Genomic DNA, 19,406 nt, shown 5'->3' on the forward strand with positions numbered 1-19,406 from the left:
CATCCATAGCGGGAAGCCTCCGCAGGGTTTCCCCAAACCTGCCCCCTGTGTGCCGGGGCCTCTGACCTTGGGGTGAGGCGTATGAGAACAGGCTGGCGCGGCCGACGGTCGCTGAGGTGGTCGCGTGACGCCTCCTGGTGCCCCCTATGTGCCCCTTCGCTGTGGAATCAGGCGCAACCGGGTGGGACAGGGTGGGATGCCGAGCCCGGGTGAACTCTAGGATGCGGAGGGTCAAGACGCGTCCTGCGTGAGGTTTCCATTCCCGTGCCGGGGGCGAGTCCCGGCCCCGGCCCTCGGGGCGGCCCGGTGTTCGACCCCGGACCCGTGCGGCGCGGGCCCTCTCGGGGGCCTGCTGTTCGCGCGTGTGTCGGTGGGTGGGTTGTGGCAGTCACGGGCCTGGGCGGAGCGCGCCCCCTTCCCGAAGGACGGTTTGCTTGAGTGACGCTGCCCCTGTGACGGCCCTCCCGCTTCGGGACGACGAGCTGTCGGATTTCCTCGCGCGCACCAGCCGCACGTTCGCGCTCGCCATCCCGCTCCTGGAGGAGCCCCTGCGCCGCGAGGTGGGCCTGGGCTACCTGCTCTTGCGCGTCGCCGACACGCTGGAGGACGCCGCGTCCTGGACGCGCGAGGCCCGGCGCGAGGCGCTGGCCGGCTTCGAGGCCCTGCTCAAGGAGGACCCGGAAGCCGACGCCGAGGCGCTCTCTCGCGACTGGCGGGAGCGCCGTCCGAGCGAGGACGCGGGCTACCTGGACCTCCTGGCGCGCACGCCTTCGCTGCTGGCGAGCCTGGACGCACTTCGCCTGGAGGCCGGCGCCATCCTGCGCCACTTCGTGCTCAAGACGGTGCAGGGCATGCGCGAGGTGCTCGCGAGCGCCACCGCCGAGGGCCTGCTGGCGTTGGACTCGCTCCAGTCCCTGCGTGACTATTGCTACATCGTGGCCGGACTGGTGGGGGAGCTGCTCACGGAGCTGTTCGTCCTGGACGCGCGCCTCACCCCCTTCTCCCCGAACCTGCGCGCCCTGGCCCCGCTCTTCGGCGAGGGCCTGCAACTGGTCAACATCCTCAAGGACGCCCGGCAGGATGCGCGGGAGGGGCGCTCGCTCCTCCCCCCCGGCGTCCAGCTCCAGGACGTGGAGCGGCTCGCGGGCGAGGACCTGGTCGCGGCCGCGCGCTACGTGCGGGCCCTCTACAGCGCGGGCGCCTCCCGGGACGTGCTCGCCTTCACCACCCTGCCCCTGCTGCTCGCGCAGGCCACGCTGGAGCTGCTCGTGCGCGACGGCGCCGGTGCCAAGGTGTCCCGCGCGGTGGTGACCTCCCAGATGATCGCCCTCCAGAGCGCCCTGGAGCGGGGCACGCTCCCGGAGGCCGTGGAGGCGCTCGCGGGCCCCACCCCGTGACGCCCCGGAGGGGTTTGTAAGGGAATCCCGATCTTCGTTTCGAACTGGATATTCGCGTTTTGGCGGCTTGTCTCGGTTTCGATGTGAGTGAGACAACCGTTGTCGCCCCCGTCACTCCGGCGGGGCGGATGACGGAGACAACCCCATGAAGAACCTGTTCAAGCGGCTGCTGTTGGCGTCTGGGCTGGCGTTGGCGGTCGGCTGCGGCGGCGGGATGGCGGCCGAGGAGGTCACCCCGGCGACGGTGGAGGAAGGTAGCGTGACGCAGGAGGCGCTGCCCGTCTGTGGCTCGGGCCTGGACTGCCGCGGCTCCTCCTTCAGTGGCTCATACATGTGCATCCAGACCCCGACGTCCACGCGCGCCGTCTACTGCTGCCCGAGCGGCCAGCGCGTCTACTACGCCGACGACCGCGGTTACTTCTGCGCCTAGCTTCGCCTGCCACTCCCAGGCCCTGTGCGCCCGAGGTGCTGGCCCGCGACGACGGGCCATGCCGCCGGAGGTCCCCGGCGGCATGGCCTGGATGTGCCGCTGCGGTCAGCGAAGCCCCTGATAGCCGTAACCGGTGACAGTGACGGTGGAGAGCAGCTGGCTGTGGGTCGTGTTGGCATAGAGCCTGAAGTCGTAGTGATGTCCCACCTGGATCCACCACGCGAACTCGCAGCCTGACTGGGCTTGGGTAAAGAGCAGCTCGGGCTGGCCATCCACGCTCACCCAGACCTCGCCAACCGTGGCCTGGTAGACCTGCCAGCAGATCTGCGTTGAGCCGATGCTCGTGGCGTTGGTGTTGATCCACACGTCCGTGGGGCTCGCGGAGACGGTCCCCGAGGCAGAAGCTCCGCCGCGACGGCAGAGCCACTGCGCGTCGCAGTAGTAGCCGGTGGGGCATCGGCCCTCCTCATCACAATCGATAATCAGTGACTTGACGTCTCCCTCCTGCGACTCGCGGATGCCTGGATCCGAAACCTGCACCGGCTCCATGGTCTCTTCCGTGTCACCACAGGCGCCCAATGCCAGTGCCACTGCGAGGAACGCTGCGCTCAGCCATCGGCTTTTCATGCACGACCCCCTGAATGCGTTTGCGGAGAGCCATTGCAGGCCCCCTTGGCTTGGATGAGCCGACAAAGCGGAAAGTGATGCGAAAGCATTGCGGGCTGCGTGGGGGATGGGAGATGAGCTCCATCCCCCCTTCCACAGCGACGCACTGCGCCATGCGTCGCTCTGGAGGGGGACGGTTCCGCTCAGGAGTCCGCAACTTCCGGGTGCCCATATCGGATAATTCCGATGTTGGTGTTCCCCCTGGAGTTCTGCCCCTCATGAACTGCGCCCGTTCGACCCCGGCGGTCATCGTCTACTTCCCTGCGCGCACGGACGCGGCGCCTCCGAAGGTGTCCCGTCAGCCGGTGCGGGTGGAGCGGCCCGCCCTCGCGGGCGTGGACGGGCTGCCCTTCGCCGCCACGCGTCAGCGCGGCCTGTGGACCTTCCAGACGCCGACGGGGCAGGAGCGGTGGCTGCCCGGTCGGGTGCGGGGGCAGGCCCGGATGCAGGCCTTCCTGGTGGAGGCGCTGGGGTTTGGGGGCCTCATCCAGGGGTACGACGTCGCGGCGGACACGCGCAGTGACTCGATTCCCGGGCACCCGGACTTCGCGAAGAACTTCGACCTGTTCCTCCACCACTACGCGGGCGCGCTGCTCAAGCGGATGCTGCCGGAGCCCGCGTTCGCGCAGGCGCTGGGGCGGGTGGTGATGCTCAACGGCCAGCAGTGGACCGGGCTGGGCTTCACCCTGACGGACGCCGGGCAGCGCCTGGTGGATGGGTGGCTCGCGGAGCAGGGTGTGGTGCTCGGCCCGACGGCCTGAGCCCTGGCCCCCGGGCCTGGCTCCGGAGTCTTGCGGTGCGACCCGGCCGGCCCGCCGGGTCGCCTGCCTCCGGAGGGACCCGGAAGGCCATGGAGAGCCCCTGGGCGGACGGCGGGATTCCGGATAGGGGTAGGGTGATGACTGCCCTGGCCTATCCCATGCCGCTGTGTGTCGCGCCGATGATGGACTGGACGGACCGGCACTGCCGGTTCTTCTTCCGCCAGCTGTCGCGCCACACCCTGCTCTACACGGAGATGGTGACCACGGGCGCGGTGCTGCACGGCAAGCGCGACCGCCTGCTGGGCTTCTCTCCCGCCGAACACCCGGTGGCCCTCCAGCTGGGGGGCTCGGAGCCGGCGGAGCTGGCGGCCTCCGCGCGCATTGGCGAGGAGTGGGGCTACGACGAGATCAACCTCAACGTCGGTTGCCCCAGCGACCGCGTGCAGTCCGGCCGCTTCGGCGCGTGCCTGATGGCGGAGCCGGACCTGGTGGCCCGGGGCGTGGCCGCCATGCGGGAAGCGGTGCGCATCCCGGTGACGGTGAAGTCGCGCATCGCCATCGACGACATGGAGGAGTGGTCCACGCTGGAGGACTTCGTGCGGCGCGTCTCCGCGGCGGGCTGCACGCGCTTCATCATCCATGCGCGCAAGGCGTGGCTGAAGGGCCTGAGCCCCAAGGAGAACCGGGACGTGCCGCCGCTGCGCTACGACCTGGTGTACCGGCTGAAGGCGGAGTTCCCCCACCTGGACATCAGCCTCAACGGCGGCGTGAAGACGCTGGATGCGGCGGCCGAACACCTGCCCCACGTGGATGGCGTGATGATGGGCCGAGCGCCCTACGAGACGCCCTACCTGCTGGCGGACGCGGACCGGCGCTTCTTCGGAGGCACCGGGGCGCCCCCCACGCGGCACGCGGTGGTGGACGCGATGCTGCCGTACATCGAAGCGCAGCGGAGCCAGGGCGCGCCGCTGGGCGCCATCACCCGGCACATGCTGGGGCTCTTCCAGGGGCTGCCGGGCGCGCGTGCGTGGCGCCGTCACCTGAGCGAGAACGCCCACGAGGACGGCGCGGGACCGGAGGTGGTGGTCGCCGCCGCCGCGAAGGTACCGCGCGAGGCGGGCCTCCAGGCCGTGGCCTGAAGGCCCGCGCGGACTACGCTCCCAGGCTCAGCAGATGCCGCCGCGATCCTCTTGCTGGCAGTACTGGACGCAGAAGCGCGCCGTGCTGATGCACTCCGTGCCATCGCAACAATAGAACGACGCGTACAGCGACTCGCTGCTCGTGCCCATCTCCGCCGTCTCAGCAGACTCCACGGGCTGTGCGTCTTCCACGCCGCCACAGCCTGCCAACAGCCCGACTGCCATCAGCCCTGCAATGATCGCCGCTCGCATGGTGTTCTCCTGGGTTGACGGCTTGCGCCGCGCTCCCAAGGTATCTCCTGCCCCTGACATGGGGCCAGTTTCACGCCAGGGGAGCGGGTCCATTCCGCTCCCGATCCGACTGGTCGCGATGGACCTCGAATGACGCGGCTTCACTGGCGACGCATCTGCAAATAGGGATTTCAAGGATCTCTGCATGATTCTCCCACCCACCGGCTCTATCGGTTCGTGGTGGGGGCGTTCGGGAGCCATTCAGCCTGCTCAGGTCTGAGCTGTCAGGCGTGGGAGGGCGAACCCGGACGGGCACAAGGAGCCGGCATGCAGCAGTTTCTCATGGGGATGATGGTGGTGCTGTTGTGCTGTGCGCCGGGAGTGGCGGCCGGGGAGGGACCTCTGGATGCGCGGCTCCAGGAGGCACAGACGGCTTCAGACGAGGCGGACACGTCCTGGGACGCGGGGCGGTACGCGGATGCCATTGCGCGGGGTGAGCGTGCGCTTGTATTGCGTGAGGCCGTGCTCGGGAGCGCGCATCCAGAGGTCGCCAGGAGTCTGGACTGGCTCGGTTCTCATCACCTGCTTCAGGGGAACCCTGTCCGGGCCGGGCCGCTCCTGCAACGCGCGCTGGCCATCCGGGAGGCCGCCCTCGGCAAGGACCACCCGGAGGTCGCTCAAACGCTCACCCTCCTCGCCAACCTGTATTCGGACCAGAGACTGTATGCTCGGGCTGAGCCGTTCTATGTCCGCGCGCTGGCCATCCGGGAAGCTGCCTTCGGAAAGAACCATCTTCTCGTTGCCGCATCGCTCAACGGTCTCGCAAAGCTCTATCAGCATCAGATTTTGTACGCTCGTTCCGAGCCGCTTTTCTTGCGCGCGCTGGCCATCCGGGAGGCCTCCCTCGGCCAGAACCACCTGGAGGTCGCTCAAACGCTCAACGACCTCGGCGAGTCCTATATGTACTCGGGGTTGTACGCTCGTGCTGAGCCGCTCTTCTTGCGCGCGCTGGCCATCCGGGAAGCCTCCCTCGGCCAGAAGCATCCCGACGTTGCGGTCACGCTCTTGCATTTCTCCGAAAACTACGCGGCCCAGGGGGTGTCCGAACGGGCCAGACCGCTGGTGTTGCGTGCGATAGCCGTCCGGGAAGCGGCCCTCGACAACAATCCTCCCAACGTCGCGGACTCGCTCTTTCAACTGGCGGGTCTCTACCTGGTCCAGGGATGGTTCGCTCGTGCCGAGCTGCTCTATGTCCGCACCCTGGCCCTTCAGGAAGCGACCGTCGGCAAGAACCATCCCCTCGTCGCTGAGACGCTCTACTGTCGGGCTGCGGCCTCCCAACTCCAGGGATTGTACGGTCGCGCCGAGCCGCTCTTCCAGCGCGCGCTCGCCATTCGGGGCGCGACTTCCGGCGAGAACCATCCGCGCAGCGCGGAAGCGCTCAACCACCTCGCGGTGGTCCACCTGGCCCAGCATCGCCTCGCCGAGGCCCTCCCGCTGCTGACCCGCGCGTTCGCCATGTCCGAGCGGCGCCTGCGCCAGGAGACCCTCGGCTTCTCCGAGGTGCACCTGTCCCGCTTCCTCCAGTTCCTGCGCACCGACGAGGAGCGGCTCTATGCGCTGCTGCGCGCTCATCCCGACGACGCCCGCGTCAGACGCCTGGCCCTTGGCGCTGCCCTGCTCCTCAAAGGCCGCTCCGTGGAGGAAACGGCGGATATCTCCCGGACCCTCTACCGGAGCCTGGGCGCGCAGGACCGTGAAACCTTCGAGAGGCTGGGAGGACTGCGCAGCCAGCTGGCCCAGCTGTCACTCCAGGGCCCCGGTTCACTCTCACAGCCCGCCTACCAGCAGCGCCTCCACGAGCTCTCCGAGCAGGGCGCTGCCCTCGAAGCCGATCTGGCCAGCCGCTCCGCCCCCCTGCGCGCGCTGACCGCGTTGCCGTCCCCCGCCGAGATTGTCGACCGTGTCGCCGCGGCCCTGTCTGGGGACGGCGCGCTCGTCGAGTTCATCACCTACGTGGACCGGCCGCTGGTGCTCAGGCCCCAGAAGCCCGGGTCCACGCGTCCCCCCTCACTGCGTTACCTGGCGCTGGTGCTCTTCCCTGACTCAACCACCCGCACCCTGGACCTGGGCCCGGCCGAGCCCATCGACTCCGCTGCCTTGCGCCTGAGAGACGCCCTGGCCAACCGGGATGCCGCCTTCGAAGCCCCCGCCCAGGCGCTCTACCAGCTCGTCTTCCAGCCCCTGCTTCCGTTGCTGGGGGAGACCCGCCGCCTCTTCCTTTCGCCGGATGGACAGCTGGCGCTGGTGCCCTTTGCCGCCCTCCATGATGGCCACCAGTTCCTCGTGGATGCCTTTGACTTCACCTATCTCTCCTCTGGCAAGGACCTGCTGCCTCGTTCCCAGGAGCGCGTGTCCCCAGGCTCGGTGGTCGTCCTCGCAAACCCGGATTTCAACGCGCTGCTCCCAGCTCCCGCTCACTCCCAGGCAGACGCTCCCACGGGCGCCGAGCGGTCCATTGCCGTTGGGACCTTCTTCTCCACGCTGCCCACGGACGAGGCGCGAAGGGCCTGGGCCCTGACCCCACTGCCAGGCACCCTTCAGGAGGCCGAGGCCATCCAAAGGCTGCTACCGCAGGCCCAGCTCTTCCTGGGCCCCGAGGCCACCAAGGAGCGGCTGATGCACCTGCCGACCCCCGGCATCCTCCATCTGGCCACCCACGGCTTCTTCTTGGGCAACGCGCCCGAGTCCACCACCGCTGCCCGCGCGGTCAAGCAGTTCGGTGCGCTGGGCGAGGACCCCCAGGCCCACAGCCCCGCGGATCCCCTGCTGCGCTCCGGCCTTGTCTTCGCTGGGGCGCGTGCCTCGGCGTCTTCCGGCTTCAGTCCGGCCTCCTCGCCCGACAGCACGCTGGTGACGGCGCTGGAGCTGGCGGGCCTCGACCTCTGGGGCACCCAACTCGTCGTCCTGTCCGCGTGCGACACCGGCCGGGGCGACATCAAGCTGGGTCAAGGTGTGTACGGGCTGCGGCGGGCCTTCCTCGTGGCGGGAGCGGAGACGGTGGTGATGAGTCTGTGGAAGGTGAACGACGAGACGACGAGCACGCTGATGGAGGCCTACTACCGCAACCTGCTGGCGGGGCAGGGGCGAGCCGCGGCCTTGCGCGAGGCGATGCGGGAGCTGCGGCGGACCCAATCGCATCCACACGCCTGGGCGCCCTTCATCGCCATGGGGCAAGACGCGCCCCTGCGCTCGCTTGCGTCCAGTTCCCTGGAAGCGCACCCCTGATGGGATTGTCGAGTCCGGCTTCCGCCTGCTGCTGGCTCGCCAGGAGCGGCGCTACGGCCGCGTCCTGTAAAGACAATCGATAACAGCCCTGGAGGCGTGACCCCTACCGGTCAGGCTTTGCCATGGGGCTCTCGGGAGTGGCGGCATCCTTCGGGGGACGGGGTGCCTTGGGAGGCGCCTTCTTCTCGTCCGCCAACCCGGCGACCCGCTTCACGACGCCGAGGAAGAACGGCTCGGAGAAGCCCGCGAGGAAGCCGAAGACGGTGTGGTGCTGCCAGGTGAAGGACTCCACGTCGAGGTTCGCCACCTTGATGAGACCGCTCGTCAGGACGGCGAACAGCAGCATCGCGGCGGTCGCGCCAACGAACGGCTGCGCGGTCAACACGGGCCAGAAGGCGCGGAGCTGCCGGATGCTCATGATTTCGTCCCGCAGCGTGTAGACACCTCCCAGGACCGACCCCAGGGCCCCGGCCGCCATCGCAGTCAGGAGAAAGGTGTTCACGGGGCAGGCAAAGGGCTTCCCCTCCCAGACCGTCATCACGCCCGCCAGGCCGAGCACCACGCCGAGCACGGCCGTCACCGCGAAGAAGTAGTTCGCGCGGAGCTGCTCATTCGCGCGGTCATGTCGCCAGGAATCCATCCGCTGCTGGTAGAGCGAGGCGAGCCGGTCGATGATCACCTCTCGCCCTCGTGCCGGGAGTGCTTCGCCCGTCTTCTCGGTCGCGGCGCGCTGCTCTTGGAACCCCTTCAGCTCCGCTTCCCCTTCGAGCAGCGAGGACAGGTGCGCGTCCGGCGCGAAGTAGAGCAATGCGATCTTCAACTCCTCGGCGGCATCCCAGGCCGCGTCGCGGCCCAGTTTGTCGGTGATGCGTTGGAGAACGGAGGTGATCGCGAGGACGGGCTGTGGCGGCCTGTAGATGGCGGCTCCGAGTTCCAGATACACCCGGAGTTCGACGAGGCGTGAGGAGACCCGTGAGAACGCCTTCACGAGCTCCGGGTCCTTCTTCTTGAGCCACGGCACCTTCCAGGGATTGGCGAAGAAGGTGCTCACCCTTTTCTCCGTCTCACCGATCTCTCGGAACAGGTCGTTCGTGTTGCTGGACGAGGACTGCGCACTGGTGACGGGCTCCATGGCAAGCCTCCGACAAGCAGACAACCTGACGAGCATAGGACGGATGGGGCCCGGATGGACTGCGACTCCCGGGCAATCACTCGCGCGGGTCAGCTCCTCCTTGCGAGTGGATGCAGGGCGAGGCTCCTGCCACTACCCGCCGGAATTTGCGGGAGCGTCGCTGCGCGCGAATGGGGCGAGGTAGCGCGGCTCCACGGCCGTCACGCCCCCCGCGCCCTGCATCTTCTTGCCCGCGAGCTTCATCACCGCGCCCAGGACGGTGAACATCAGGTGCAGCACGCCGAGCGGCTTGAGCACCATCTGCCCCGCGCGCGTCTGGCCTGCCTGGACGCGGTCGACCTCGGGCTGGCGCTCCGCCTGGATCCGCTCGAAGACCGCGGCATCCAGCGGGCGCTCCGCCTGAAGAGCATCCAACAGGTGGTTGGCGGCCACGAACGTGTCACGGAGGGCGAGGTTCAACCCCTGTCCGCCGGACGGCGACAGGGTGTGCGCCGCGTCTCCGAGGAAGAGGACGCCCGGCGCGTGCCAGCGGCGCACGCGGTCGACGATGATCTTCAGCACCTGCCAGTCCGTGTGCTCGTCGAGTTTGCGCTCCACGTGGGGCCGGAGCGTCTCCGGCAGCGTGGGCAGCAGCCGGCGCCGCAGCTCCGGGAGGTCCTTGCGCAGCCGGTTGAGGTCGCCCGGCTCGCTGTAGGCCAGGTGCAGCCGGTGGTTCGTGGAGGGCTGGAAGACGACGACGAGCCCCTTGCCGAACATGTGGACCTGGAGCGATTCGGGCAGCGCCTCCGGTGCGTCGGAGAGGTCGAAGCGCAGCCAGAGCGCATCGGCGGTCGTCTCGAACGACTCGGTCTCCAGGCCGCAGGACCTGCGCAGGTGGCTGTTGCGTCCGTTGCAGACGATGAAGAGGTCCCCGTCGACGCGGCCCTCCACACCGTCGCGGCGGGTTTTCATCGCGACGACGCGCCCGTCCTCCTGGACGGCGTCGAGCACGGTGGTGCCGAAGTCCAGCTGGTAGTGGGGATGGCGTGAGCACAGCTCGTGGAGCAGCGCGAGCATCCCGGGCTGTGACACCACGGCCCCGCGCTCCTGGGGACCGGGCACGCGGACCGTGCGGTGCTTGCCCGCGTACATGCGGCGCTCGATGTCTGGCAATGCCAGTCCGCGTTCAATCAGCACGGAGAAGAGCCCCGCCTGCTGGAGCGCTTCGACGACGGACGCCTGCAGGAGCTCGCCGCGGAACTCGCGCTCGAAGTCGGGGTGGCGCTCCAGGACGCGGACCGGAACGCCGTTCGAGACGAGCTGGTAGGCGAGGACCATGCCGGCGGGTCCACCGCCAACGATGACGATGCGAGGGGGCTTCATGGCGGCCCTTCTACCGGACTCCCGCTGGACGCGTGAGTGGGGGTACTGCCTGCCTCCTGGCTGGAGGTATGCTGGGGCCATGGTGCTCCTGACCGACCATTCCGGACTGCCGCCCGCGCAGCGCGCCGCGCTGGAGCGGGAGCTTGCGCCGCTGACCCTGCTCCAGGACGTGGTGCGCTGGGGCTTCGCGCACAGGCCTCCGCGCGACGTGGCGGCGGTCGTCGTCCAGGACGAGTTCACGCACGACGTGGTGGTGCCCTGGGAGGGCGAGCGGTACCTCGTCTTCGACACCACCTGACTCGGCGGGGTGACCGCGGTCTCCGTGTGGGACCATCCGCCAACCGCCGATGAACTCCTGGACGCCCGGCTCGCCGCGGGGTGGGCGCCCACGCCGACGAGCACCGTCGACGGGGAGGTCATCCTCGGCCATGCCGCGTGTCGGATTCCCCGACCGTCAGCGCCCTGAGTCCCCCGCGCCTGTCTCCGGGGAGGTGAGGGACAGGGCAGGGTGGGAACGTTGGGTCGGGGCGCTTCTCTTGCGAGGTCTGCCATGACAATCCCTCTCCGGACGCTGTTGGCCATCCTGGTGCTCCAGCTCCTCCCCGGCTGCGAGGACACACCCCCGCGCCCCTCCTTCGACGCGGGGACCCCGGACGCCGGCCTCTATGTCTGGGACGGCACGTACACCGAACTGGAGGAGCACGGAGACTGGGTGGACCGGGGCCCCTTCGCGCCGTGCGGCTTCGATTCGCGGGACGCGTCCGCCACCGCCTGCGAGGAGTTGCCCCGCTTCGATGTCTCGAAGTGCGACCCGGCCGCCCTCGCCATGCTCCCCCAGGAGGGCATCTATCTGGCCAACACCCGGTCCGAGCGACGCCTGGAGGACGGCGGCGTCCGGGTCTCCAGTGGCCCCGTCGGCTTCCAGCTCCGCGACGACGGTGGCACGAGCACGCTGTTCGACGAGCCGCTCCGCTTCCGCGACACGCAGGACGGGCGCTTCTCCCTCATCGGGACGAACACGCGCACCAGCCTCGTCATGGCCCTGGTGGGCTGCCAGACGCCCGCGCCGGACGTCATCACCGGCTGCTTCGCCTCCTGTCGCCGGGGGACGCTGTCGCAGCACGGCACCTTCGAGGCCCACCGCGTCGCCCACCAGGCGGGCGAGCCCGAGTCCTCTGGAGGGCTGACGCTGCTCTCGGAGCGTCACGTCGCGCAGGGGCACGCCGTGGATGTCTATGTCACCCGGGGCCACGCCTACGTCGTCTCAATGCCGTACCAGGGCCGAGAAGGCGGGCTCACCGTCTTCGACGTGCGCGACCCGAAGAATCCCATCCTCACGGCGTCCATCAGCCTGCCCGGGGAAAAACTCTGGAACGGTGTCTGGGCCTGGGAAAATGCCCTCTACGTGGCCAGCAGCATCCAGGGCGTGCTCGTCTACGACCTCTCCAACCCCGCGCAGCCTGCCTTCGTGCGAAGCCTGCCGACGGGGACCTTTGGCGCCCACACGGTGCTCGTCGACGGCGGGCGGCTCTACGCCATGGTCCCCAACACCGGCACCTACGTCTACGACGTGTCCCAGCCGCTGGCGCCCGTGCTGCGCACCGTCATCACCATCCCCGGGGACTTCGACTCCGGGGGGCCGCATGACGCGTTCGTGTATGAGAACCGGCTGTACATCAGCAACGCCTTTGGCGGCTACGGCGTGATGGATGTCACCGACCTGGACGACGTGCGCTACCTGGGCCTGTACCCGCGTCCAAACTTCGGCTTCGCGCACCACAGCGCGGTGGGGACCTTCGCCGGACGCACCCTCGCCTTCGAAGGGGGAGAGTTCCACAGCTCCCACCTGCGCGTGCTCGACGTCACCGACCCGGCGCGCATCGTGAAGCTGGGCGAGTTCCGGATGCGGCCCGTCACGTCCATCCACAACCTCATCCTGCGCGGCACCCGCCTCTACGTGGCCTGGTACCACGAGGGCCTGCGGGTGCTGGACGTGTCCAATCCCACGCGGCCCACGCAGCTGGCTCATTACAACACCTTCCGGGAGAGCGACCCGTCCCGGGGCGACAGCCTCTTCGAGGGCGTCTTCGGCGTCCGCGTCCCCGGCGACGGCCACGTGTACGTCGTGGACTCGTCGCGGGGCCTGCTCATCTTCAACGAGCTGTGAGCGCTCGGGCCCGCCGCGTCAGACCAGGAGCGAGACAGCCAGCGCCAGCATGACCAGCCCGATGATGCCATCCAGAATCCTCCAGGCGAGGGGTCGGGCGAAGAGCGGCGCGAGATACCGCGCGCCGAAGCCCAGGCTGCTGAACCACGCGCAGCTGGCGACGGCGGCCCCGGCGCCGAAGAGCGGCGCGCCGTGGCCTCCTTCCCGCGCCGCGACGGAACCCAGGAGCACGACGGTGTCCAGGTAGACGTGGGGGTTGAGGAAGGTGAGCGCCAGGGCCGTGCGCAGCGCGCGCCCCGAGCTCGCCTCCCGCCCGCCTGCGGCCTCCAGCGCCGCGCGGGCAGGGCGGAGCGCACGCAAGAGCGACGTCACGCCGAACCAGGCCACGTAGGCGGCGCCGCACCACGTGGTCACCAGGACGAGCCACGGGAGCTTCGTGATGAGCTGCCCCATGCCCGCGACGCCCGCGGCGATGAGGAGCACGTCTCCGGCCACGCAGACGCCGACGACCAGGGGGACGTGCGCGCGCAGCAGGCCCTGCCTCAGGACGAAGGCGTTCTGGGCTCCGATGGCCATGATGAGTGAGGCGCCCAGCCCGGCCCCTCGCAGAAGTGGTGACAGCTCCATGACGACCCTCCGGGTGACGCACACTTCGCGCCCCCACTCGGCAAGGTGCCCGCAGGCGGGTATGTAGGGGAGCTAAACTTCCTGAACCGGATGAAGGAACGCTAAACCATGCTCGACTACCCGCTGCTGGAGGCGTTGGCGGCCGTTGTGCGAGAGGGGTCCTTCGAGCGCGCCGCCCGGGTGCTCCACGTCACGCCGTCGGCCGTCTCCCAGCGCGTCAAGCTCCTGGAGGAGCGCCTGGGTCAGGTGCTGGTCGTGCGGGCGCAGCCCTGCCGCCCCACTGCGACGGGTGCGGTGCTCTGCGGGCACGCCGAGCAGGTCGCGCTGCTGGAGCACGAGCTGCGCACCCGCCTCCCGGAGGTGGGGACGTCCCCGGGCCCTCGCCCCACGCTGCGCCTGGCGGCCAACGCCGACAGCGTCGCGACCTGGCTCGTGCGCGCGCTGGCGGACTTCACCTCGCGACACGACGTGCTCTTCGACCTGGCCGTGGACGACGAGACGCACACCGCGGAGCTGCTGCGGTCGGGCTCGGTGCTCGGTGCGGTGACGTCACAGGCCGAGCCCGTCCAGGGTTGCCGCGCGACGCGCCTGGGGGCGCTGCGGTACCTGGCGACCTGCTCCCCCGACTTCCACCGGCGCCACTTCGGCTCGGGCGTGACGGGGGCGGCCCTCGCCGGCGCGCCGTGCCTGCGCTTCGACACCAAGGACGCGCTCCAGCGCACCTTCCTGCGCCGGCTGACGCGCACGCAGGTCGAGCCGCCGACCCACTGGCTGCCCAGCCCGCACGGCTTCGTGGACGCCTGCCGCGAGGGGATGGGCTGGGGGATGAACCCCGAGCCCCTCATCCGCGAGGAGCTGCGCGCGGGGAGGCTCGTCGAGCTCGCGGCGGGCCGACACCTGGACGTGGTGCTGTACTGGCAACAGGGGCGACTGGCGTCCCCCCTCGCGGAGGAGCTGTCGCGGACGCTCCAGGCGGCCGCCCGCGCCTCCCTCAAGGCCGTCCGCGCCGTCAGGTGATCGAGGTTTGAGAACCCGGGTTCAGCCCGCACGCGCATAGCGGCCCGGAGGCTGGCCTACGTGTCGGCTGAACGCAGTGCTGAAGGTGCTCGCCGAGCCGTAGCCGACGCGCTCGGCGACCTCCGCGACTCCGAGGTCGTGGCGGCGAAGCAGATCCCTCGCGACGGCCATGCGCCAGGCGAGCAGGTACTCCATCGGCGGAAGGCCCACGGTGCGGGTGAAGCGCCCGAAGAACGCCGAGCGCGAGAGCGCCGCGGCCTTCGCGAGCTGCGGCACCGTCCACGGACGCGCGAGCTGAGCGTGCATGTGCCGTATCGCCGGTGCGAGCCGTGCATCGGCCAACCCGCGCAGGAGCCCCGGAGGCGCGTCGTCGGCCGAGGTCGACCGCAACGCTTCGATGAGCAGGATCTCCACGAGCCGCGTGAGCACGAGCTCGCGCCCCGCCCTCTGTTCTTTCGATTCGTCGCCCACGAGCCGCACCAGCACCGAGAGCCGCTCGACCCCGCGCACGTGCACCAGCGCTGGCAGCAGCGACACGAGGAGCGCCGCGTCGGGCGAGTCGAAGACGAAGTAGCCACCGAGCAGCCGCACGTCAGGGCGTCCACCGCGCGTGCCGTGGCGGACTTCATCCCTCGGCGCGGTGGTGACCTTGGGGTCGATGCGCTCGGGCTTCACCGGGTCGAAGCCCGACAAGGTGAAGCCAGGCGTCGCCGGTAGGAGGACGAAGTCGCCTGCCTCCAGCGTGAGGACTCGCTGGCCTTCCACCGCGAGAAGGCAGCGGCCCTCGAGCACGGCGCAGAAGCTGGGCTGGCCGAAGTCGGAGTAGCGAACCCCCCAGCGACCCGCGCCGCTGATGCGCTTCGAGAACACGGTGCGCGGCTGGAGCAGCGCGATGACTTCCGAGAGAGGGTCGATCATGCCTGGACTCTCGCAAATGAAATGTGGACCCGCCATGATAGTGGGTCCGGCCCACCGTCGCTACGCTCCTCCCATCAACGCCGCACTCCTCGCGGCAAGGGAGCTGACATGAAGACCGTCCTCGTCACGGGTTGCTCATCTGGCTACGGCCTCGAGACCGCGCGTCACTTCCATGCGCAGGGCTGGAACGTGGTCGCCACCATGCGAACGCCGCGCGAGAACATCCTGCCTCGGTCGAGCCGACTGCACGTGGTGGCCCTCGACGTGACGAAGCCAGGGAGCATCGCGGCTGCGCTCGAAGCGAGCGGGCCCCTCGATGTGCTCGTCAACAATGCGGGCATCGGGCTCCTGGGCGCCTTCGAGGTCACGCCGATGACCACGGTGCGCGACGTCTTCGAAACCAACACCTTTGGCGTGATGTCGATGACGCAGGCCGTGCTGCCGCAGTTCCGCACGCGCGGGTCGGGGGTGATCGTGAATGTGACCTCGAGCGCGACGCTGGCACCCATGCCGCTGGTGGCTGTCTACACCGCGAGCAAGATGGCCATCGAAGGGTTCACCGCGTCGCTCGCGTTCGAACTGGAGGCCTTCAATGTGCGGGTGAAGTTGGTGGAGCCAGGCTACGGCCCGAGTACGAGCTTCACGCGCAACGGGAGCGCCCGCATGGAGGGGCTGCTCCCCGAGGCGTACGCGCCCTTCGCGGAGCGCATCTTCGCTTCCCTGGGGCAGCCGGCCGCGGTGACGAGCGCGTCCGACGTGGCCGAAGGGGTCTGGCGTGCCGCGAACGACTCGACTGGGACGCTCCGTTTCCCAGCCGGTCCCGACGCAGTGGCGCTCGCTCGGGCGACCTGAGCGGCAACTGCTGTGCGCCACGTCCACCGTGGTGTGCGGAGACGTTGTTCGTCAGGCGGAGATGGCCAGAAGCGCGCAGCGCGGAAGGACGAGACGCATGCGACGAGACCTCGCGGAAGCGGGGATGAAACACCCGGGCTTTACCATTCTTGCTCGTCTCAGAGCACCTGTCGCACGGCCTCGTCGAGCTTCGCCTTCGGCACCGCGCCGACAATCTGTTTCACCACCTTGCCGTCCTTGAAGAACAGCAGCGTGGGCATGGCGCGGATGCCGTACTGCTCCGGCGTCACCGGGTGATCATCGACGTTGAGCTTGGCCATCTTCATCCGGCCCTTGTACTCGGAGGCCAGGGCTTCAATGACGGGCGCGATGACCCGGCACGGCGGGCACCACGTGGCCGTGAAGTCCACCAGCACCGGCTCGGACGACTCCAGCACCTCGCGCTTGAACTCCGCGTCTCCCAATTCAATGACATTGCCGGCCATGTCCCATCCTCCGTGAAGGGCGCCCGTCACACCGGGCCGCGCCTTGTCCACGGCGGGATGTAATCGCGGGCAGCCACCGGGACGAGGGGCCCGCGCGAAACGCATTGTTCCGCCAGGAGCCCCTAACCCTCCTCCCACGGGAGCGACGCGCCGCGCTCGGACAGCAGGTCCAGGAAGGCGCGCACCTTGAGGGGGAGCTGCCGGCTGCTCGGGTAGACGGCGAAGAGGGGCAGGCCCGGGGGCGTGTCGGCCGCGAGCACGGGGACGAGCAACCCTGCGCGCACGTCGTCCGCCACGAGCGAGGCGGGCAAGCGCACGATGCCCAGCCCGGCGCGCGCCGCCGCCTGGCCTGCGCGAACGCTCGGCACGCGCAGACGACCCGCCACCGGCACCGTGCGCGCGCTCCTGCCCTCTCCGAAGAACCACACCTCGTCGGAGCCGGGCTCGGCCAGGAGGACGCACTCGTGCGCCGCCAGCTCCTCGGGGGACTGGGGCGTGCCGTGGCGGCTCAAGTAGGCGGGGCTCGCATAGCACCCCGTGCGCACCCGCCCGAGCCTGCGCGCCACCAGCGACGAGTCCGCGAGCGGCCCGGTGCGCAGCGCCAGGTCGTACTCCTCCGCGACGAGGTCCACGTGCGTCTGTGCGAGTGACACCTCCACGCGCAGTCGGGGCTGGCGCAGGAGCAGCTCGGCGATGACGGGCGTGAGCAGCTCGCCGAGCAGCGACAGGGTCGCGATGCGCAGCGTTCCCTGGGGCGTGCCGCGCGACTCGCTCAGCGCCGCGTTCACCTCGCGGGCGTCGGCGACGAGCCGGGCGCACTGGGCGTGGTACTCGCGGCCCGCCTCGGTGAGCCGCAGCCGCCGCGTGTTGCGCTCGAGCAGCCGGATCCCCAGTCGCTCCTCCAGGGCGGACAGCCTCCGGCTCACCGTGGACTTGCGCAGGCCCAGGCGCTCCGCCGCGGACGTGATGCCGCCTGTCGTCACCACCTCCGCGAAGAGGAGCATGTCATCCAGCAGCGGGGGACTCGAGGCCACGGGCAAAGCCTATGCCTGGAGGAGGGGAGCGCGCACAGACCGATTTCGCGTGGCCGGAGGCCGGGGCCCGGGGTCTTCCAGGCTCGCGTGCCGTGTCACGGCGCATGGAGGCCGGTGCCCCGCCGGTAGGCACGGCGGGAAGCGCCGGCCCGGCAAGGGGAGTTCCGGATGAAGGCGAACCGCTGGCTGTTGCTGGGGGCCCTGGGTGTGGCGCTCGGTGTCGTGGGATGTACTGGTGAAACCGGCAACCCGCCGCAGAATCCTCCGGCGACCGTGGATGCCGGGTCGGACGCGGGTGCGTCCCTCCCGCCCGACGCGGGACCTGGCTCCCTCTGCATCGCCGAGGGCGTGACGTGCAGCAAGGACTCGGGCGCCCAGTGCTGTACGGGCCTCTGTACGGACTCGGGTGTCTGTCCGGCCCCGAGCACCCAGTGCACCGCCGCGGGCAGCGCCTGCACCAGCGGCATCGAGTGCTGCACGAACAGCTGTCTGGACGGCAAGTGCTCTTCGCTGCAGTGCCTGGATGTGGGCAGCACCTGCGCCAGCGCGGAGGCGTGCTGCACCAAGGTCTGCGGCACGGACGGCAAGTGCGCGGCGCTGCCGCCCAGTGGCACCAGCAGCTGCAAGGTGCCGGGGCAGGCGTGCACCGGCGCGGGGGACTGCTGCTCCAGCAACTGCCAGGCGGGCGTCTGCAAGCCGGCGTATTCGTGCCAGGCGAACAACGACCTCTGCATGAAGGGTGCGGATTGCTGCGGCGGTGTGTGTTCGCAGGAGAACACCGGCACCCCGGGGCGCTGCGTGTCGGTCAGTGGTGGCGGCGCGGGCAGCTGCCTGCAGGACGGCAACCCGTGCACGGGCGGCAGCAATTGCTGCTCGCGCACCTGCGTGGACCTGGGCTTCGGGACCACGGTGTGCCAGCCGGTGGGCGGCTGCCGCCCCACGGGTGACTACTGCACCAACGACGGCGCGTGCTGCGGCGGTGAGAAGCTGGCCAACGCGGTGGACTGCCGCGAGAGCCGCTGTGACAAGCCGAATGGCTGCAACCCGGTGGGCAACATCTGCGGCAGCGGCCAGCTGCCGGACGGCGGCATCATCGACGTGAACGCCCGCGAGGCCTGCTGCGACGGTCAGAAGGCCGTGTGCAAGGTGGACTCCGTGGGCGTGCCGCGCTGCTTCGGCGGCTGCCCCAACAACAACTGCCCGGCGGGGTGCCCCTCGGGCTACACCGGCGAGGCGCCGTGCTGCATCGCGCAGGAGCAGGAGTGCCAGTTCTCCGACCAGTGCTGCGGCGGCGCGCGCTGCCTGCCCGGCGCCAATGGCGGCCTTACCTGCCAGAAGGTGACGTGCGCGGCGGTGGGCACGCAGTGCGATCCTTCGAACTCGCAGTGCTGCGCCGGCACCTCCTGCCTGAGTGCCTCCGAGCTCACCTTCGCCTGCCGGGCCACGCCCATCTACCCGGACGGTGGCACGGTCACCCCGGATGCGGGCACGGGCGGAACGGACGCGGGCACCTGCGCCGCGAACGGGAAGACCTGTGGTTCAGGGGCGGCCTGCTGCTCCGGCATCTGCAACGCCGGCACGTGCGCCGCGCCCAGCGTCTGCCAGCCCCAGGGCCAGGCCTGCACCTCGGCCGGAGACTGCTGCGCCGGGCTGGGTTGCCGCATCCCGGGTGGCAGTGTCAGTGGCACCTGCGAGACGGGGTCGACCTGTTCCGCGGCGGGCCAGGCGTGCTCGCCCACCAGCCCGTGCTGCCCGACCCTCTTCTGCGGGAACGTCGCGGGTGAGGCCTGCGACGGGACGACGCCGTGCCTGTGCGTCGGAAGCATCGGCTGAGCCGGTAGCGGCATCGCGCTGCCTCCACCCCACGGCCCTGGGCGTGGGGGCAGCGCGAGCAGTGCGC

At 69.9% G+C, this 19,406-nt stretch carries 18 protein-coding genes; 10 read left to right on the forward strand and 8 right to left on the reverse strand.

Annotation, left to right across the window (positions count from 1 at the left end; translation table 11 throughout):
* Window positions 1-434 precede the first annotated feature (434 nt).
* Window positions 435-1,397 (forward strand): squalene/phytoene synthase family protein, encoded by a 963-nt coding sequence (locus D7X12_RS00760; protein ID WP_158619911.1) that lies wholly within the window; start codon window positions 435-437, stop codon window positions 1,395-1,397.
* A gap of 145 nt (window positions 1,398-1,542) precedes the next feature.
* Window positions 1,543-1,827, forward strand: a complete 285-nt coding sequence (locus D7X12_RS00765) for a hypothetical protein (RefSeq protein WP_120623345.1) — start codon at window positions 1,543-1,545, stop codon at window positions 1,825-1,827.
* A gap of 105 nt (window positions 1,828-1,932) precedes the next feature.
* Here the strand turns inward: D7X12_RS00765 and D7X12_RS00770 are convergent, their stop codons facing one another.
* Window positions 1,933-2,454: a hypothetical protein gene (locus tag D7X12_RS00770; RefSeq protein WP_147443469.1), complete on the reverse strand. Its 522-nt coding sequence runs from the start codon at window positions 2,452-2,454 to the stop codon at window positions 1,933-1,935.
* Between the two features lie 257 nt (window positions 2,455-2,711).
* Here D7X12_RS00770 and D7X12_RS00775 point away from each other — a divergent pair, with 257 nt between their 5' ends.
* Together D7X12_RS00775 and dusA are read left to right on the forward strand one after the other, a co-directional pair.
* Window positions 2,712-3,254 carry a hypothetical protein gene (locus D7X12_RS00775; RefSeq protein ID WP_120623347.1) on the forward strand — a complete coding sequence of 181 codons (543 nt, stop codon included), beginning with the start codon at window positions 2,712-2,714 and terminating at the stop codon, window positions 3,252-3,254.
* Window positions 3,255-3,391: 137 nt separating this feature from the next.
* A complete protein-coding gene (dusA, locus tag D7X12_RS00780) occupies window positions 3,392-4,393 on the forward strand; it encodes a tRNA dihydrouridine(20/20a) synthase DusA (protein WP_120623348.1) in 1,002 nt (333 codons plus the stop codon).
* Between the two features lie 27 nt (window positions 4,394-4,420).
* Here dusA and D7X12_RS42735 read toward each other — a convergent pair whose 3' ends face one another.
* The gene (locus tag D7X12_RS42735; protein WP_158619912.1) at window positions 4,421-4,585 is read right to left on the reverse strand and encodes a hypothetical protein; all 165 of its coding nucleotides are present in this window, start codon (window positions 4,583-4,585) and stop codon (window positions 4,421-4,423) included.
* A 366-nt stretch (window positions 4,586-4,951) separates the two neighbouring features.
* Between D7X12_RS42735 and D7X12_RS00790 the strand changes: the two genes are divergently transcribed.
* On the forward strand, window positions 4,952-7,912 hold the full coding sequence (locus tag D7X12_RS00790) for a CHAT domain-containing protein (protein ID WP_120623350.1): 2,961 nt from the start codon (window positions 4,952-4,954) through the stop codon (window positions 7,910-7,912).
* A 103-nt stretch (window positions 7,913-8,015) separates the two neighbouring features.
* Here D7X12_RS00790 and D7X12_RS00795 read toward each other — a convergent pair whose 3' ends face one another.
* Entirely contained in the window at window positions 8,016-9,044 is a 1,029-nt protein-coding gene (locus tag D7X12_RS00795) for a hypothetical protein (RefSeq protein WP_120623351.1), read from the reverse strand.
* A gap of 132 nt (window positions 9,045-9,176) precedes the next feature.
* Complete coding sequence (locus D7X12_RS00800; protein WP_120623352.1) at window positions 9,177-10,406, reverse strand: FAD-dependent monooxygenase; 1,230 nt, start codon at window positions 10,404-10,406, stop codon at window positions 9,177-9,179.
* A gap of 79 nt (window positions 10,407-10,485) precedes the next feature.
* On the opposite strand from D7X12_RS00800, the gene D7X12_RS00805 reads away from it, so the two are divergent.
* Window positions 10,486-10,704 carry a hypothetical protein gene (locus D7X12_RS00805; protein ID WP_120623353.1) on the forward strand — a complete coding sequence of 73 codons (219 nt, stop codon included), beginning with the start codon at window positions 10,486-10,488 and terminating at the stop codon, window positions 10,702-10,704.
* Window positions 10,705-10,956: 252 nt separating this feature from the next.
* A complete protein-coding gene (locus D7X12_RS00810) occupies window positions 10,957-12,573 on the forward strand; it encodes an LVIVD repeat-containing protein (RefSeq protein ID WP_120623354.1) in 1,617 nt (538 codons plus the stop codon).
* An 18-nt stretch (window positions 12,574-12,591) separates the two neighbouring features.
* Here the strand turns inward: D7X12_RS00810 and D7X12_RS00815 are convergent, their stop codons facing one another.
* Window positions 12,592-13,200 (reverse strand): LysE/ArgO family amino acid transporter, encoded by a 609-nt coding sequence (locus tag D7X12_RS00815; protein ID WP_120623355.1) that lies wholly within the window; start codon window positions 13,198-13,200, stop codon window positions 12,592-12,594.
* 108 nt (window positions 13,201-13,308) lie between these two features.
* Here D7X12_RS00815 and D7X12_RS00820 point away from each other — a divergent pair, with 108 nt between their 5' ends.
* Entirely contained in the window at window positions 13,309-14,217 is a 909-nt protein-coding gene (locus tag D7X12_RS00820) for a LysR family transcriptional regulator ArgP (RefSeq protein ID WP_120623356.1), read from the forward strand.
* A 21-nt stretch (window positions 14,218-14,238) separates the two neighbouring features.
* Here the strand turns inward: D7X12_RS00820 and D7X12_RS00825 are convergent, their stop codons facing one another.
* Complete coding sequence (locus tag D7X12_RS00825; protein WP_208718749.1) at window positions 14,239-15,135, reverse strand: AraC family transcriptional regulator; 897 nt, start codon at window positions 15,133-15,135, stop codon at window positions 14,239-14,241.
* A gap of 108 nt (window positions 15,136-15,243) precedes the next feature.
* Here D7X12_RS00825 and D7X12_RS00830 point away from each other — a divergent pair, with 108 nt between their 5' ends.
* Complete coding sequence (locus tag D7X12_RS00830) at window positions 15,244-15,987, forward strand: SDR family oxidoreductase (protein ID WP_120623358.1); 744 nt, start codon at window positions 15,244-15,246, stop codon at window positions 15,985-15,987.
* 158 nt (window positions 15,988-16,145) lie between these two features.
* Here D7X12_RS00830 and trxA read toward each other — a convergent pair whose 3' ends face one another.
* Together trxA and D7X12_RS00840 are read right to left on the reverse strand one after the other, a co-directional pair.
* The gene (gene trxA, locus D7X12_RS00835) at window positions 16,146-16,472 is read right to left on the reverse strand and encodes a thioredoxin (RefSeq protein WP_120623359.1); all 327 of its coding nucleotides are present in this window, start codon (window positions 16,470-16,472) and stop codon (window positions 16,146-16,148) included.
* A 122-nt stretch (window positions 16,473-16,594) separates the two neighbouring features.
* The gene (locus D7X12_RS00840) at window positions 16,595-17,506 is read right to left on the reverse strand and encodes a LysR family transcriptional regulator (RefSeq protein ID WP_120623385.1); all 912 of its coding nucleotides are present in this window, start codon (window positions 17,504-17,506) and stop codon (window positions 16,595-16,597) included.
* Between the two features lie 168 nt (window positions 17,507-17,674).
* On the opposite strand from D7X12_RS00840, the gene D7X12_RS00845 reads away from it, so the two are divergent.
* Entirely contained in the window at window positions 17,675-19,339 is a 1,665-nt protein-coding gene (locus D7X12_RS00845; protein WP_120623360.1) for a hypothetical protein, read from the forward strand.
* Window positions 19,340-19,406: the final 67 nt, after the last annotated feature.

The sequence above is a fragment of the Corallococcus sicarius genome (assembly GCF_003611735.1).
Classification (GTDB): domain Bacteria; phylum Myxococcota; class Myxococcia; order Myxococcales; family Myxococcaceae; genus Corallococcus; species Corallococcus sicarius.

Bases quoted from the DNA above. Each gene is read 5' to 3' on its own strand.
- D7X12_RS00765 (WP_120623345.1), top strand. From the start codon at position 1,543: ATGAAGAACCTGTTCAAGCGGCTGCTGTTGGCGTCTGGGCTGGCGTTG.
- D7X12_RS00770 (WP_147443469.1), bottom strand. From the start codon at position 2,454: ATGAAAAGCCGATGGCTGAGCGCAGCGTTCCTCGCAGTGGCACTGGCA.
- D7X12_RS00775 (WP_120623347.1), top strand. From the start codon at position 2,712: ATGAACTGCGCCCGTTCGACCCCGGCGGTCATCGTCTACTTCCCTGCG.
- dusA (WP_120623348.1), top strand. From the start codon at position 3,392: ATGACTGCCCTGGCCTATCCCATGCCGCTGTGTGTCGCGCCGATGATG.
- D7X12_RS00790 (WP_120623350.1), top strand. From the start codon at position 4,952: ATGCAGCAGTTTCTCATGGGGATGATGGTGGTGCTGTTGTGCTGTGCG.
- D7X12_RS00795 (WP_120623351.1), bottom strand. From the start codon at position 9,044: ATGGAGCCCGTCACCAGTGCGCAGTCCTCGTCCAGCAACACGAACGAC.
- D7X12_RS00800 (WP_120623352.1), bottom strand. From the start codon at position 10,406: ATGAAGCCCCCTCGCATCGTCATCGTTGGCGGTGGACCCGCCGGCATG.
- D7X12_RS00805 (WP_120623353.1), top strand. From the start codon at position 10,486: ATGGTGCTCCTGACCGACCATTCCGGACTGCCGCCCGCGCAGCGCGCC.
- D7X12_RS00810 (WP_120623354.1), top strand. From the start codon at position 10,957: ATGACAATCCCTCTCCGGACGCTGTTGGCCATCCTGGTGCTCCAGCTC.
- D7X12_RS00815 (WP_120623355.1), bottom strand. From the start codon at position 13,200: ATGGAGCTGTCACCACTTCTGCGAGGGGCCGGGCTGGGCGCCTCACTC.
- D7X12_RS00820 (WP_120623356.1), top strand. From the start codon at position 13,309: ATGCTCGACTACCCGCTGCTGGAGGCGTTGGCGGCCGTTGTGCGAGAG.
- D7X12_RS00825 (WP_208718749.1), bottom strand. From the start codon at position 15,135: ATGATCGACCCTCTCTCGGAAGTCATCGCGCTGCTCCAGCCGCGCACC.
- D7X12_RS00830 (WP_120623358.1), top strand. From the start codon at position 15,244: ATGAAGACCGTCCTCGTCACGGGTTGCTCATCTGGCTACGGCCTCGAG.
- trxA (WP_120623359.1), bottom strand. From the start codon at position 16,472: ATGGCCGGCAATGTCATTGAATTGGGAGACGCGGAGTTCAAGCGCGAG.
- D7X12_RS00845 (WP_120623360.1), top strand. From the start codon at position 17,675: ATGAAGGCGAACCGCTGGCTGTTGCTGGGGGCCCTGGGTGTGGCGCTC.